General features: G+C 69.1%; 12 protein-coding genes and 2 pseudogenes. 7 read left to right on the top strand and 7 right to left on the bottom strand.

The features are described 5' to 3' along the window. Window positions 1-502 precede the first annotated feature (502 nt). Window positions 503-2,020, top strand: coding sequence for a cytochrome P450 family protein (locus ACZ7M3_RS43660; RefSeq protein WP_472071262.1), 1,518 nt, complete (start codon window positions 503-505; stop codon window positions 2,018-2,020). 229 nt (window positions 2,021-2,249) lie between these two features. Then, a pseudogene (locus tag ACZ7M3_RS43655) lies at window positions 2,250-2,398 on the top strand (IS630 family transposase); the annotation flags it as partial. Between the two features lie 86 nt (window positions 2,399-2,484). Here the strand turns inward: ACZ7M3_RS43655 and ACZ7M3_RS43650 are convergent. Beyond that, complete coding sequence (locus ACZ7M3_RS43650; RefSeq protein WP_472071260.1) at window positions 2,485-3,222, bottom strand: MerR family transcriptional regulator; 738 nt, start codon at window positions 3,220-3,222, stop codon at window positions 2,485-2,487. 47 nt (window positions 3,223-3,269) lie between these two features. Here ACZ7M3_RS43650 and ACZ7M3_RS43645 point away from each other — a divergent pair, with 47 nt between their 5' ends. Both ACZ7M3_RS43645 and ACZ7M3_RS43640 read left to right on the top strand, forming a co-directional pair. Beyond that, on the top strand, window positions 3,270-3,749 hold the full coding sequence (locus ACZ7M3_RS43645; protein WP_472071258.1) for a DUF6194 family protein: 480 nt from the start codon (window positions 3,270-3,272) through the stop codon (window positions 3,747-3,749). Window positions 3,750-3,816: 67 nt separating this feature from the next. Next, window positions 3,817-4,077: pseudogene (locus ACZ7M3_RS43640) on the top strand (transposase family protein); the annotation flags it as partial. 105 nt (window positions 4,078-4,182) lie between these two features. Here ACZ7M3_RS43640 and ACZ7M3_RS43635 read toward each other — a convergent pair. The 3 genes from ACZ7M3_RS43635 to ACZ7M3_RS43625 form a co-directional block, all read right to left on the bottom strand. Then, the gene (locus tag ACZ7M3_RS43635; RefSeq protein WP_472071256.1) at window positions 4,183-5,097 is read right to left on the bottom strand and encodes an alpha/beta fold hydrolase; all 915 of its coding nucleotides are present in this window, start codon (window positions 5,095-5,097) and stop codon (window positions 4,183-4,185) included. Window positions 5,098-5,182: 85 nt separating this feature from the next. After that, window positions 5,183-6,151, bottom strand: coding sequence for an RNA polymerase sigma factor (locus ACZ7M3_RS43630; protein ID WP_472071254.1), 969 nt, complete (start codon window positions 6,149-6,151; stop codon window positions 5,183-5,185). Between the two features lie 125 nt (window positions 6,152-6,276). Further along, the gene (locus ACZ7M3_RS43625) at window positions 6,277-7,164 is read right to left on the bottom strand and encodes an aldo/keto reductase (protein WP_472071274.1); all 888 of its coding nucleotides are present in this window, start codon (window positions 7,162-7,164) and stop codon (window positions 6,277-6,279) included. 236 nt (window positions 7,165-7,400) lie between these two features. On the opposite strand from ACZ7M3_RS43625, the gene ACZ7M3_RS43620 reads away from it, so the two are divergent. Continuing rightward, window positions 7,401-7,982 carry a TetR/AcrR family transcriptional regulator gene (locus ACZ7M3_RS43620; protein WP_472071252.1) on the top strand — a complete coding sequence of 194 codons (582 nt, stop codon included), beginning with the start codon at window positions 7,401-7,403 and terminating at the stop codon, window positions 7,980-7,982. Between the two features lie 195 nt (window positions 7,983-8,177). Here ACZ7M3_RS43620 and ACZ7M3_RS43615 read toward each other — a convergent pair whose 3' ends face one another. Further along, a complete protein-coding gene (locus ACZ7M3_RS43615; RefSeq protein WP_355311903.1) occupies window positions 8,178-8,723 on the bottom strand; it encodes a P-loop nucleotide/nucleoside kinase family protein in 546 nt (181 codons plus the stop codon). A gap of 614 nt (window positions 8,724-9,337) precedes the next feature. Further along, window positions 9,338-10,273: a LysR family transcriptional regulator gene (locus ACZ7M3_RS43610; protein ID WP_472071250.1), complete on the bottom strand. Its 936-nt coding sequence runs from the start codon at window positions 10,271-10,273 to the stop codon at window positions 9,338-9,340. Window positions 10,274-10,406: 133 nt separating this feature from the next. On the opposite strand from ACZ7M3_RS43610, the gene ACZ7M3_RS43605 reads away from it, so the two are divergent. Further along, window positions 10,407-11,681, top strand: coding sequence for an MFS transporter (locus tag ACZ7M3_RS43605; protein WP_472071248.1), 1,275 nt, complete (start codon window positions 10,407-10,409; stop codon window positions 11,679-11,681). Between the two features lie 259 nt (window positions 11,682-11,940). Here ACZ7M3_RS43605 and ACZ7M3_RS43600 read toward each other — a convergent pair whose 3' ends face one another. After that, a complete protein-coding gene (locus ACZ7M3_RS43600; RefSeq protein ID WP_472071246.1) occupies window positions 11,941-12,558 on the bottom strand; it encodes a TetR/AcrR family transcriptional regulator in 618 nt (205 codons plus the stop codon). A 173-nt stretch (window positions 12,559-12,731) separates the two neighbouring features. On the opposite strand from ACZ7M3_RS43600, the gene ACZ7M3_RS43595 reads away from it, so the two are divergent. Next, entirely contained in the window at window positions 12,732-13,880 is a 1,149-nt protein-coding gene (locus ACZ7M3_RS43595) for an FAD-dependent oxidoreductase (RefSeq protein ID WP_472071272.1), read from the top strand. Window positions 13,881-14,018 lie beyond the last annotated feature (138 nt).

Below are 14,018 nucleotides of genomic sequence, written 5' to 3'. Positions count from 1 at the left end.
CGAGGCTCGGGGTCGGGTGGTTGTGGGGGTGTGCTGGGGTCTCTTGTGTGGGTCTCGGGTGAGGCTATAGTGAAACCGGCCGAGCGGTTTTGTTTTGCGAGTGGTTCTCTGGCGAGTGTCGGTATTGCCGGGGATGGCTTCCGGGATGCGCATGGCCCGGGCCGGCACCCGGATATACACGGCCTGTGACCGACACCCAGGGTGCGTGCCCGGGTGTGCCGGGTGTGGGGCTGGGCGGTTGCTGGTGCTGAGGTCCGGGTGTGCATCCAGGGCCGGGTTTCGGGCGTGTGCCCAGGGGTTGGTTCCGGTGGGCCGCGGGGGATCCGGTGTCGGGGGTCCGTGGCTGGTGGCGGGTTGCTCGGTCGGTTTCGCGGGGCGGGGCCTGGCGCGTGTGTGGGGTTGTGTTCCTGGTGGGCGTCCCGGTGGTGGTGCGGGCGTAGGCCTGGGTGTGTTTGTGGTGCTTGTCGGGAAGTTTTCGCGGTCTATGTCGTGGAGGTGTCCGGTGGCGCGTCAGCAGGAGCAGCAGGGTCGGCGGGATGAGCGGGGCCGACAGGAGCAGCAGGAGCAGCCGGAGTCGTGGGGCGGCGGCGGGGATGTGGCGGACCTGCGTACCGTTCCGAACGGGCCGGACCAGCGCGATGTGCCGGATGCGCAGGGCGTGCCGGATCTGCGTGCTGGGCGGGGTGGGTGTCCGTATGTGATGGACGGGTTGGGGCGGGACGTGCAGGGAGAGGGCGCGTTGTTGCGGGGGCAGGGTGAGGCGGCGCGGGTGGTGTTGCCGGGTGGGGTGGGTGCGTGGGCGGTGACGGATCCGGCGGTGATCCGTGGCTTGTTGACGGATGGGCGGGTCTCGAAGGATGCGTATCGGCATTGGCCGGCGTGGCAGCGGGGTGAGGTGGGGGCCGAGTGGCCCTTGGCGGTGTGGGTGTCGGTGCAGAATCTGGTGACGTCGTACGGGGCGGAGCACCGCCGGCTGCGGGGGTTGATGGGGTCGGCTTTCACGGCGCGGCGGGTGGGGTTGTTGGGTCCGCGAGTGGGGGAGATCGCGGCAGGGCTGCTGGAAGGGATGGAGGAGGCGGCGCGGGAGGCTCGGGGCGGCGTGGTGGATGTGCGGGCGTTGTATGCGCAGCCGTTGCCGAGCCGGGTGATGCTGGAGTTGTTCGGGATTCCGGAGGAGTTCCGGGGGGCGTTGCGGGAGATCATTGAGGGGTTTTTCGCCACGGGGGTGTCGTTGGAGGATGCGCGGCATAACTACGCGGCGCTGTACCGGACGATGGGGGAGTTGGTGGCGTTCAAGCGGCGTTGTCCAGGTGAGGACCTGACGAGTGCGCTGATCGCTGCGGGGAGCGGAGCGGATCCCGCGGATCCGGCCGCCCTTTCGGGCCTCACGGACCTCACAGACGGTGCGGGCGGTACGGGCGTGGGTGGCCCGGAGGCTGCGGGGGGTGGGGGGTTGAGCGAGAAGGAGTTGGTGGACAACCTGATCATGCTGTTGAGCGCGGGGTGTGAGCCGACGGTGAATCTGCTGGCGAACGCGGTGGTGTTGTTGCTGCGGGAGCCGGGGCAGTTGGAGTTGGTGCGGTCGGGGCGGGCGTCGTGGGGGGACGTGGTGGAGGAGGCGTTGCGGGTGGAGGCGCCGGGGGCGAACGCGATTTTGCGGTATGCGGTGGAGGATGTGCGGGTGGGGGAGACGGTGATCCCGCGGGGGGATGCGCTGGTGATCGGGTTCGCGGCGGCGGGGCGGGATCCGGGGGTGCACGGGGAGGATGCGGAGCGGTTCGACGTGATGCGGGCGACGCGGCGGGAGCATTTGTCGTTCGGTCATGGGGTGCATTACTGCCTGGGCGCGCCGTTGGCGCGGCTGGAGGCCGAGATTGCCCTTCAGGCGTTGTTCGCCCGCTTTCCCGAGATGCGGCTGGCGGTGGAGCCGGGTGCGCTGCGTCCGACGGAGTCCTTCATTTCGAACGGGCCGCGGGAGGTGCCGGTGTTGTTGGGGCCGCCTGCTGACGGGGTGGGGTGACGCGCCGGCCCGCACCCTGCTCGAGCAGGCTCGGGACGATGATCGCTGGGGAGACATGCACGCGTTCCCGGCGACGAGTGAGAGTGCCTCGCACGGCATCTGCCGATTTCTCGGCACGACCAGGCGATACATGCAGCCCGCATGAACTGCCGACACCTTGCCGACCACATCGACACCATGCCCGCAACTGCCCCGCCGGGACCACACCGGCGGGGCCTTCTCGTCTGCCGTGAACGAGTTCGGCCCGCTCAACCTTCCGTCACATCCTGGCCGGCAGTGGGCCGAGCGCAGCGGCATGGGCAAGGATCCCGACCGCGACCCAGGCCCCGGCGGCGCGCGACCTACACCCACCCGCACGGGGTCCGGCACCTGTTCGCCCTACCGACCACGCCGGCCACCAAGAGCAAGGCAGCATGATCCACCGCTCCATCATCTGGGGAAGTGGCCGCGCTGACCACCAGTGCCTACGAGCCGTGGTCGCCGACGACGGCTGCCAGGTCTGCACCCGCTCGGAGTAGGGCCACGGTCCGTGTGGCGATCTGGTCAAGGCGTTGTTGCAGGATGCGTTGGGTTTTACCCATGCTGTCGAGTTGGTGCAGGGAGCCTATGATCTCGCGCACTGCGGGAATGCTGTAACCGGTGGCGCGCAGGGCCGCGACGATTCGGGCCGCTCTGATGGCTGAGAGACCGTAGCGGCGTGCTTGCAGTGACGTCACTCGCTCGGGCGTGACAAGCCCTTCCTGCTCCCAGAACCGCAGAGTGGAGGGTCGTACATTGAGCGCTCCGGCGAGCTGTGTGATCGTCATGGCGTCACTCTCGTGCTCGAACTCGGTTGTGTTCGCTTCGGCTTGGATCGCCCGCAACGCTTGTTGAGCGCGCAGAGCCTCCTCTCGTTCCCGCGCGAGCCGAACATGGACCACGTTGATCGCCGAGGCCGCCTCCGCGAGCGTCTCCGATCGCAGGTGCGCGAGCATGTGCCGGGCTGCGACAGGTCCGACAGCACCTGCGAGTCCTCGATAGGCGCGTAGGGCATGCACGTGCAGCGGAGTGTAGGAACGGTATCCGTTGCTCGATCGAGCGGCTGGGGGGATGACTCCCAGTCGCTCCAGGTCGCGAACCTGTTGCACCGAGTACCCCGACTCTCCGGCGACATCGACGGTTCGGAGCGGTAGCCGTCGTGAACCGCTCACCAGCTCGCCCATCAGCCAACCCCACATAAGCACTTGAAGGTGATGCTTGAACCATGAGTATGGAACAGATCATCGCGACCGTGCGAGGCTTCGTCGGCGCGCTCGTGGTTGTCCCGGAGCAGGGCGGCGACTTCCCCGAGCTCGTGTGGGGAGACGCGTTCTTCTACTACGCCCCCGACGGTCGGGTGCCTCAGAACGTCCAGCCCTACGGGACCATCGTCACCAAGAACTACCCTGACGACGCCGCTTCCGACCTTGACTCTCCGGGCCGCCGGCGCCTGAACATCCACGTCGACCGTGCGACGTTCCGAGAGCTCACTGGGGAGGAGCCGCGCAGCCTCACCCGACCTCGCGACTACGCGACGGCCGACACCGTGATGCCGCACCCGGTATATGGGGCACTCGGCTGGATCTCTGTCATCAATCCTGGTGAGAGGACGACGGACACGGCCATGCAGCTTTTGCGCAGCGCCCACGACGCCGCTCGTGCCCGGTGCGCGCGGCGACACGCAACGCGACGGACGCAGGAGAATGACTGACACGGTTCCTGGGCAAGCGGACTTGAGCGCTCCCCGCGCACCGCGGTGAGCGCGAGTTCGCTCCAGCTCCGCCAACCACCAGATCGTCATCGACGGCGACAGCCGCCGGGTCGTCGTGGTCAGCCGGCCGCTTCCAGGTAACCGTGTCGACTTCACGGCGTGGCAGGAGTCCGGGGCCAAGGCCGCCGTCGGCAACACCACTACGATCGCCGACGGCGGCTACCCGGGCAGCGGCCTCCTGATGCCCCACCGGCGCCGCTAGGGAGAAGGACTCCCTGAACGGAGCCAGGCACACAACAAGTTCCACAAACAGCTCCGCGCCCGTGTTTGCCCTCGCCGGATGAACGAAGCGGCTCACACTGCGCCCCGCCTCGTCCGCGTCGATTCAAGGATCATTGCGGGACGAGCCTCACGCCGGACGTTCCGGCTTCGCTCAAATGACTTGGCCTTCAGGGGAGTTCACGGCCGTCACGAAACGCGTCACCGCGTGCGAGAAGGCCTCCGGCTCCTCGAGGTGACCGAAGTGCCCGCTGTTCTCCAGGATCAGCAGCTCGGATCCGGGGATCAGCAGGTGCAGTTCCTCGGCCCATCGCACCCCGCAGATGACGTCGTGGCGGCCGACGACGACGAGGGTCGGTACGGTGAGTGAGCCGAGGTCCGCACGGTCGTCGATGATGTGCGGGGAGAGGTTCTCGTCCAGCCCGGAGATGTGCGCGGCCCGCACCGAGGCACGCATGGGAGCGAACTCCTCCTCGCGCCCCCAGTAGTCGGCGAAGTACGCGGGGAGCAGCCCCCTGGCGACGGCTGTCATCTGCGCGTCGTCGGAGATGGTGGGGATCGCCTGGAACGCGGCCAGGACCTCCGAGAGTTCGGGGTGGTCGGCGTGGAGCGCGGCGAACGACTGCACCAGGCGCATGGCCTCGGCGCCGTGTTCGGGACCGGTCAGCGGCGCGCTCTCGTAGAGGATCACCCCGGCGATGCGCTCGGGGTGGTGGAGGGCGTGGTACTGGGCGACGAAGCCGCCGTGCGAGTGGCCCAGCAGGTACACCTCGGGGACGCCGAGGTGCTCGACCAGCGCCCCGAGGAACCGGCTGTAGCGGGCCCGGGTGTAACCGTGAGGGTGGGAGGGCAGCCGGCCGGAGGCGCCGCTGCCGATCGGCTCCGGGTACACGATCGTCAGGTGCCGCTCCAGCGCGGGCATGCGCAGGTACTCCCAGACGATGCCAGGTCCGCCGGAGTGCGCGACGCACACCGGACCCGTGCCGTGGACGTGATAGCGCTGTACTACTCCGTCGATCTCGACGGTGTGCGTTCCGGCGGCCAGAGGTTCGGTCGCAGAGGTGGTCATGGGGTCTCCGTATCGGGCAGGTGTCGATGACACCGGCATGACGCTGGAGAGAGGATGAAGTTCGACCCGGCCCGCGTGACGCCCGTCACATCGGGGTGAGTGACTGGAGGGCCTGTACCGGCCTGGGATGCAGGAGACGGAGCCGGTGCGGACGACCGGCGTCGTCGAGGGTCATCAGCCAGGCCACCGAGGGCGGGCAGTGGTCGGGGTTGTCGGCGGGGCTGAGGAGGTCCATCTCCCAGACGGCAAGGGACCGGCCGGCCACGGCATGGACCAGGCGCTGCCGTACGCCGGCCTCGAGGTCACCGTCCATGCCGCGCGCGAGGACGCTCCTGTCACCCACGGGGTCGTTCCCTCTGAGCAGGGCGATCTCGGGCGACCAGCGCTCCGTCATCAGCGCGCCGAAGCGTCCGCTCTCGGCGGCGGCCAGTGTCTCGTGTGCCTCGGCACGGCTGGCGCGGAGGCGCTGCGCGGTGTTGCCGTGTGGGGCGTCCGCCGTGGCGGCGAGGGCTGTCGCGAGCTTGGCCCGCCCCTGGTTGAGCCGGCTGCGGACCGTGCCGACCGGGAGCCCGCAGGCGTCGGCTATCCGCTCGTAGGAAGTGACGCCGGTGCTGAAGTGACGCAGCACCAGGGGCAGGCGCAGTGCCGGGGACAGCTCTTCGACGGCCTCCCAGACCCAGTCCCGCATCGCGTGCTGCTCCAGCCGCCGCTCCGGACCGGCGTCCGTGGCGGGCAGGTGCAGATCGTCGATCGGCTGGACGGGGACGGAGGACCGCAACAGGGAACGGCTGGCGTTGCGCACGATCATCCGCAGCCATGCGCCCACGGCCGCCGGGTCGCGGACGTCGCCCACGCGGCGGAGCGCCGTCACAGCCGCGTCCTGGACCACGTCGTCGACGTCGGGTCCCGGCCCCAGAATGCTCAGCGCCACCGCGCGCATACCTGCCCGGTGCCGTTCCAGCAGTAGGCCGAGGGCGGTGACCTCACCCGCCTGCGCGGCACGGGTGAGCGCCGCGTCCTCGATGCACGCGGCTTCGTCCGACGTCTGGTTCACGTGGCTCCCCTTCCAGCGTCCGCCGTCGTGCGTGACCGTACTACGTGATCGCCATGCCTCTCCCACGGTGGGTCGGTGCGGGGGCCGTTGTGCCACGCCGGAGCGCCACGGCCTCCCCGCATCGCTCAGTAACGCCCGCCCACCGCCTGCGCGGCCAGCCCGTTGAGTGCGGCGACCTCGTCGGCCGTCAGCTCGATGTCAGCGGCGGCCGCGTTCTGCTCCAGCCACTTCACGCGCTTGGTTCCCGGGATGGGCACCACGGGAACGCCGAGGTGCTCACTGCGCGCGTGCACCCAGGCGAGCGCCAGCTGGGCCGGAGCCACACCCTTCTTCTCCGCCAGCGCGCGGACGGCGTCCGCGATGACCTGGTTGGCCGTCGTCCGGAAGCGGGGAAGCCGATTGCGGGCGTCGCCGGGCGGCAGGGATGTCACATCGACCGTGCCCGTCAGGAAGCCTCGGCCGAGTGGCGAGTACGCGACCAGGGCCACGCCCAGTTCACGCAGGCAGTCCGCGACCGCCGTCTCGGGATCGCGGGACCAGATCGAGTACTCGCTCTGCACCGCAGCGATCGGATGGACGGCGTGGGCACGCCGCAGGAGTGCGGCATCGACCTCGGAAAGGCCGATGTGCCGGATCTTGCCCGCCTTCACCAGCTCCGCCATGGCCCCGACGGACTCCTCGATCTCTGCTGTCTGCGGCGGCCGGTGCAGGTAGTAGAGATCGATGTGGTCGACCCCCAGACGCATGAGGGAGGCGTCACACGCGCGCTTGATGTAGTTCGCCTCCCCGCGCAGCACCCAAATGTCGCTGCCCATGCGGTCGATACCCGTCTTCGTCGCGAGTTGTGCCTCGTCCCGACGGCCGGCGATGGCCCGGCCCACCAGCACCTCGTTGTGGCCGAAGGCGTAGGCGTCGGCGGTGTCGATGAATGTGACACCCAGGTCCAGGGCGCGACGGATGGTGTCGATCGAATCGTCCCAACTGGTCGGGCCGTACCCCTCGCTCATTCCCATGCATCCGAGCCCCTGGGACGACGTGGTGAGGCCACCGAGTGAAGTCTTGCTCACGGGATGTCTCCGTTCGATGTGGCTGTACCATGACACGTGTACCGGAGGATCCTCCGGTACGTGGGACGCTAACGGAGGATCCTCCGCTAAGCAGGCGAGGGTGAGATCTCGGCGGCTGTCGTTCGGTCGGCGCGCCGGCTTGGAAGGCAGCACGCATGCACGAACAAGGACCAGCGCAACCCATGCGCGCACACGCCCGACGTAACAGGGAGAAGCTATTGGCGGCAGCCCTGGAAGAGTTCACTCACACGGGTAAGGACGCACCGCTGGACAGCATCGCCAGAGCTGCCGGGGTGGGCATCGGTACTCTCTACCGGCACTTTCCGACGCGGGGGGCCCTCGTCCTGGCCACCTACCAGCACGAGGTGGAGCAGCTGTGCTCCACCGCGGACGATCTCCTCAGCACGCTGCCGCCGAACCAGGCACTGCGCGAGTGGATGGCCCGATTGGCCAGTCTGCTGGTCGCGAAGCAGCACATGTCCGAAGCGTTGCGGAGCGTGGGGCCCTCCAGCGGAGCATGGGCGTCGGAGTCGTACGCGCAGGTCTTCGACACGATCGACACCCTTGTCGCCGCGGGCGTCGCCGCCGGAACGATTCGGTCCGACCTCGAGACAGCCGATGTGGTGCTGGCCATGAGTGGGCTTCTACGCCTGGACGTGGCCGGAGACTGGAAAGGCCAGGCCGACCGACAGATCAGGCTCCTCATGGACGGCCTACAGGCAGGGACACATCCGCGTCCCCTGAACGCTGGGACGGCCGAGTGAACACCGGTACGGCCGAGGCGTGATCCTGGAGACCTTCCGGACCTGTTCAGTGCGCCCCTGTGACCCGCGAAAGGAGTTAGGGGCAGACGAATCGGGCCGTACGCCGGGCTCGACCTGATCCAGGCGTTCGCTCCGGAAGTTGTCTACCCGCTCGACTGGCCGTACCCCGGGCGCCTTTCGCGACGCCCGGGTGCCCTACCTGTCCGAACCCACCCCGATACGGGCCAACACCTGGTCGGCCAACTCCGGCGGTGTCAGACTTCCGTCCAGGAACACCGTGTCGCCGGGCAGGGTGTCGACCGCGGCCATGCACGGTTCGATCCTGTCTTTGCCCCATCGTCGGACCTGCTCCTCCCGCTCGGGATCATCAGGGAAGAAGACTCGTCCGTCGATCCGCTTCTCCAAGACCTCTCGAGAGACCTTGAGGAAGAAGTGGTGAAGGTCGATGCCCGCGTTCTTCAACACGCCGAAAATCTCGCCGACATAGCCGGGGTCGACCACGGTCATGGGGACCAGGACCGGGCGGCGGTACTCCTCGATCAGCCCTACCGCCAGGTCGGCAACCTGCCGCCGCCACAGTCGAAGATCCTGGAAGTCGCCAGTCGGCACCTCCACGATCTCCCGCAGCACGAAGCCGACCATCTCCGGGTCATAGACCAGTGCCTCGGGCCAACGAGGACGCAACTCGTCCACCAACGTGGTCTTCCCGCTGCCGAACGCACCGTTCACCCAGACGATCAACGCGATCCTCCCCACCCCGTCGCCAGGCCCGCGCGTCGAACCCGGCGTGTCGGATCAGCATGCCGCTCGACCCTGAGTGAGGCCAAATTCCATTGCCAGATCATGCCCGGAAGATCGATGACTGGCGCCGAAGCCAAGCTGCCGAGCGGAGCCGGTTCACGTCGCCGCAGCCAACGGGCCACCAGGGCAGGCTCCGACCCGCCCCTGGCTGCCAACTCGCCTCCCCGAGTTGTCGGTGAGTAGTGATGAGGCAGGGACCTGGGCTCGGAAGACGTCGTGGGGAGTGCCGTGACCGTCAGCGGTCAGGTGATGTCTCGAGCCGCCCTGGCCCCGGTCGACCGGCGGCGGGCCCGTCTGAGGCCCGCCTCTGTTGGGGTTCGGACGTGGGAGGAGTCGACCACGCAACGGGACCAGCCCAACCGATGGCGGGGATTTTTGGGAACGGCCCGGACTGCTCCTTGCCTCACTCGGTCCCCTTCTCGACCAAGTGGCCTTGATCACCGGCAAGGCACATGAGGCATACGGAGGGGGAGAGCAGGAGGGTGCCGATGGGCACGACGGCCCCCGAGCCGCCGTCCGTCGATCCGGCAACGATGTCGAGGACGCGGCGGCGGTCAGCGCGGAATCACCCAGCCCGGTGCCCAGGTCCCGGTGGCGTCGTGGTCGGCCGCTGTGGCGGCGAGGTGGGCGCGGAGGGTGGCCAGAGCCGGGTGGGGGTTGTCGCGGTGCCAGAGGAGCGAGTGCGGGTAGACAGGCGTCGGGTCGGTCACCGGGATGCGGCGCAGGCCGTGGCCGGAGGGCCAGACGAGGCGGGTGTGCCCGCCCATGAAGGTGGCCAGGGCCGGGGTGTCGGCGACGGTGTCGAGGAGTGCGTCGGAGCCGAAGTTGGGGCCCGTCGCCTCGATGGTGAGGCCGAACTCGGCGACGAGGTCGTCGTAGTAGGCGGCCCACTCGGTACCGGGGACGATGCCGGGCATCCAGATCCGGTGCCCGGCGAGCTGAGCGACAGTCACCGAACGGGCGCCCGCCAGCGCGTGCGCGGGGCCGGTGAGGAGCTGGAGCGGCTCGTCGAGCACCCGGACGGACTCGATGTCCTCGGGAAGGGGCCGGCCGGGCGCGGCGACGGCACGGAAGGACGCGTCGATCGCACCGGACCGGATGGCGGCGACAGCCGTCTCGATGTCGAACAGCATCACCACGTCGAGCTCGATCTCGGGATGCGCACGGTAGAAGCCGCGCATCAGGCCCGCCGCCGCGCCGCGCGAGGCGATCACGTCGACGCGCAGCGGACGGCGGCCGGGGCGCACGGAGGCGACCGCGCGCTCGGCGACGCGCAGCAGCTCGCGCGCGTGGGGCAGGAACGCCTGCCCGTCGATGGTGAGCTCGGCGCCGCGCGCGGTGCGAGTGAACAGCCGCACGCCGAGGTTGCGCTCCAGCGCGGCGATGCGCTTGGAGACAGCCTGCTGGGTGACCTCCAGCTCGGCGGCGGCCTCCTGGAACTGCCCTGCGCCGGCGGCGACGACGAAGGTCCGGACGGTATCGAGGTCCATGCCGATACCCTACGAGCACAACCGATGGTTGTGGCCGACGGCCCTACGGTTGTTTGATCCCAGGGTATGACGCTCGCTTTGATGCTTCCGAACGCGGATCGGTTGTGCGGATGAGGGGCGAGGGGCGTCGGGCATGAGGAGCGGACACCGGCTGGGACATCTGCTCGGACGTCGGCTGGGGTGGCGGTTCGGGTGGCTGTGGGGAGCGTACGGGACCAGCGCGCTCGGCACATGGCTCGCCTTCGGCGCGTTCCCGCTGATCGCCATCCGGGTGCTGCACGCCGGACCGGCCGAGGTCGCCGCGCTCTCCTCCGTAGGGGCTGCGGTGGGCGCGGCCGTGGCCGTGCCGCTCGGCCCGTGGGTGGAGTTCCGCCGCAAGCGGCCGGTGCTGATCGCGATGGACCTGGTGCGGTTCGCGGCGCTGCTGACGATCCCCGCCGCGTTCGCGCTCGGCATGCTCACCTTCCTTCAGCTCCTGCTGGTCTCGGTCGTCGTCGCGGCGGCCGACATCACCTTCCGCGCCGCCTCCGGCGCGTACCTGAAGACTCTGCTGCGGGCCGAGGACCTGCTCGTCGCCAACGCCCGATTCGAGTCCACGGCCTGGACGACCACGATCATCGGACCGCCGCTGGGCGGCGCGGCGATCGCGCTCCTCGGTCCGGTGGCGACGGTGGTGGCCGACGCGGTCAGCTACCTGCTCTCGGCCCTGGGCATCCGCGCGACGGGCGGGCACGAGCCGCGGCCCGAGCGCCGGGAGGCCGCGCACCTGCGGGCCCGGGACCTGCTCGCCGGCTGGCGGTACATCCTCGCCGACGCGACGCTGCGCCCGCTGTTCTTCAACACCGCCTTGTTCAACGGCCTGGTGATGGCCGCCCAGCCGCTGCTTGCCGTCCTGATGCTCGGCCCACTCGGGTTCACACCGTGGCAGTACGGCCTCGCCTTCGCCGCGCCCTCGATCGGCGGGCTGCTCGGCTCGCGACTGGCCCGACCGCTCGTCACCCGGTTCGGACAGCACCAGGTCCTGGTCGTGACCGGGGCGCTGCGCGCCGTCTGGCCCGTCGGCCTTGCCTTCCTGGGGCCGGGCACCGGAGGGCTGCTGCTCGTGATCGGCGTCGAGCTCGGGCTCATCTTCTGCTGCGGGGTCTTCAACCCCGTCTACGCCACCTACCGCCTCGAGCGCACCGCGACCGACCGGATCACCCGCACACTGTCCGCCTGGACGGTGACGACCAAGGCCTCGACCGCGCTCCTGACGGCCGTCTGGGGTGTGCTGGGCGGCCTGCTCGGCCCGCGTACGGCCATCGGCCTGGCCGGCGTGCTCCTGCTGGTGACCCCGCTGCTGCTTGCCCGCCGCGCGGCAGCGCCTCTCGCCGAGCCGGAGCCGGCACCGGCACCGGACCGCGCCTGACGGACCGCCACCGCCGTCACCGCGATCGGGCTGAGCCGCCCTTCTTCGCAGCGGCGCGGCCCGGCGCATCGTGGCGCACGTGCCCCATGGTGGGGAGATTCAGACATCGCCATCACCGCGAAGCCGCGTGCAGTTCAGCGAGCAGGACCTCGTGCGGTCGACGCCACGCGCTGACCTCGTTCCACTCCCACAATCAGCGCCGCTCACGCTACGGGAACAGCGGTTCCAGGGGCTTTCAGGGTCGACCCATCTCGATGTGTCAGCTCTTGCAAGAGCCTGTGATTGCATCCCCGGAATCGTGCTGTGACTGCCAACCGTGGATCAGTAGGTCGAACACTGTCTCCACGGTCGCGCGTGGATCGTGCCGGCCCTTGGCCAAGGTCGGGACTTCCAGGACGAACCGTGCGAGTGCTGAAGAAGCGAGATCATCCGCTTCGCGGCCGAGTTCCTCCGCGATGACGGCGCTGAGAGTGCCCGCGTGCCGCATCCACATACGCTCCGCGTACTCGCGGAGCGCCGGCGTTTGGTCCACCAGCGCGGTGAGTTGATGCAGACGTGGATCCGACGCGATCGGCACCCACGACTTCAGCGCGTGGGCGCGGAGCGCCTCGACCACGCTCTGATCCCTGGGCCGTTCACGGACGGCGGCGGTCAGTTCTGCCTCGACTTGCTCCTCGCGGTCGAAGACCAGTGCTTCCTTGCTCGGGAAGTGCGCGAACAGGGTTGTCGTCGATACGTCGGCTCGTTCGGCGATGTCGCGGACACTCGCTTGTTCGAAGCCGTGTTCCAGGAAGAGGTCCAGCGCAGCGTCGGCGATGGCCTGCCTCGTCGCCGCCTTCTTGCGCTCGCGACGGCCAACGGTCGGAGAGTCGGGCATGGCGTCACTGTACCCCATAACTGGAATGAGGCCGAAACTGAAACGGTTGCACTTATGGACTCGTTTCTGCTTTCGTGGTCTCCGTAGGGGTTGCCGCATCCCGGTGGGGTCGCGGTACCGGTCATCGCCGCGCCGTGGCGTCACCGGAACCCCACCGACGAAAGGAATCCACCGTGGACTCTCCGATGCCCGCAAACGCGCGGATCAGCATCATCGGTGCCGGCCCGGGAGGCCTCACCTGCGCGCGCATCCTGCAGCAGCACGGCATTCCGGTGACGGTGTACGACCGCGATACAGAAGTGAGCTCCCGCAACCAGGGAGGCTCGCTCGACCTGCACAAGGAAGACGGCCAGCTCGCGCTCCGTGAAGCGGGCCTACTGGAGGAGTTCTTCGCGCTCGCCAGGCTCGAGAGCCAGGAAATGCGCCGCATGGACCCTGCAGGGCGCCTCCTTGCCCACCATCTGCCGGGCGAGGGCGAAACGGTCAGCCCCGAGATCGACCGCGGACAGCTTCGCGATCTCCTGCTGGGCTCGCTCGCTGCCGGGACTGTTCAGTGGGGACGCACTCTCCAATCGGTGAGCGGACCGGCCGACGGGCCGCGAACGCTGACGTTCGCCGACGGGACGGCCGTTGAAGCGGATCTCGTCATTGGTGCGGACGGCGCTTCCTCCCGCGTCCGCACTGCCGTGTCGCCCGCGACACCGCGCTACACCGGGGTCAGCTTCCTCGAGGCATGGTTCGACGACATGGAGACCGCGCACCCCGAGCTTTCCGAACTGGTCGGTAAGGGCAGCGCTCACGTCGCCGACGGCGAGCGCGGCCTCTTCGCGCAGCGCAACAGCGGTAGCCACATGCGCGTCTACATCATGCAGCGCGTCCCTGTGGACTGGATCACGACGAACGGGCTCCGACCCGAGGACACCGAGGGCATCCGCGCGCACCTGTTGAGCGAGTACGCGGCCTGGTCACCGCAGGCACTCCGGATGATCACCGACAACGACGGTCCCTACGTCGATCGTCCGCTCTTCGCCCTGCCGGTGCCGCACACATGGGAGCACTCGCCCAGCGTGACACTCCTGGGAGACGCCGCACACCTCATGCCACCGCTCGGCGTCGGCGTCAACCTGGCCATGCTCGACGCCAGCGAACTCGCGCTCGCACTCGTCCACTCCTCCACCATTGAGGACGCTGTGCACAGCTACGAGAAGTCGATGCTCCCGCGCTCGGCCGACATAGCCCAGAAGCTCGAAGGCGGCGCTGAGCACCTTCTGTCCGTGCCCGACCCTGACGAGAGCGCGCCGTCCGGTCCGTCCCAGCCCTGACATCGCGAGCGCGGCTCCGCCAACCAGCCGAACGTTCAATCCTCCCCCCTGGACACGACCACAGCCACCCCTCGAGTGCCGGGCCAGGGCGGGAGTGTCGCGTTCGTCGGTGGTGAGGGTTCCGCGCAGACAGGCCGA

The sequence above is a fragment of the Streptomyces sp. NPDC111656 genome (assembly GCF_055656965.1).
Note: the sequence above shows the minus strand (reverse complement) of the source record. Positions and strands in the feature narration are given on the sequence as shown.

Bases quoted from the DNA above. Each gene is read 5' to 3' on its own strand.
- ACZ7M3_RS43610 (WP_472071250.1), bottom strand. From the start codon at position 10,273: ATGGACCTCGATACCGTCCGGACCTTCGTCGTCGCCGCCGGCGCAGGG.
- ACZ7M3_RS43600 (WP_472071246.1), bottom strand. From the start codon at position 12,558: ATGCCCGACTCTCCGACCGTTGGCCGTCGCGAGCGCAAGAAGGCGGCG.
- ACZ7M3_RS43605 (WP_472071248.1), top strand. From the start codon at position 10,407: ATGAGGAGCGGACACCGGCTGGGACATCTGCTCGGACGTCGGCTGGGG.
- ACZ7M3_RS43620 (WP_472071252.1), top strand. From the start codon at position 7,401: ATGCGCGCACACGCCCGACGTAACAGGGAGAAGCTATTGGCGGCAGCC.
- ACZ7M3_RS43625 (WP_472071274.1), bottom strand. From the start codon at position 7,164: ATGGGAATGAGCGAGGGGTACGGCCCGACCAGTTGGGACGATTCGATC.
- ACZ7M3_RS43635 (WP_472071256.1), bottom strand. From the start codon at position 5,097: ATGACCACCTCTGCGACCGAACCTCTGGCCGCCGGAACGCACACCGTC.
- ACZ7M3_RS43650 (WP_472071260.1), bottom strand. From the start codon at position 3,222: ATGGGCGAGCTGGTGAGCGGTTCACGACGGCTACCGCTCCGAACCGTC.
- ACZ7M3_RS43645 (WP_472071258.1), top strand. From the start codon at position 3,270: ATGGAACAGATCATCGCGACCGTGCGAGGCTTCGTCGGCGCGCTCGTG.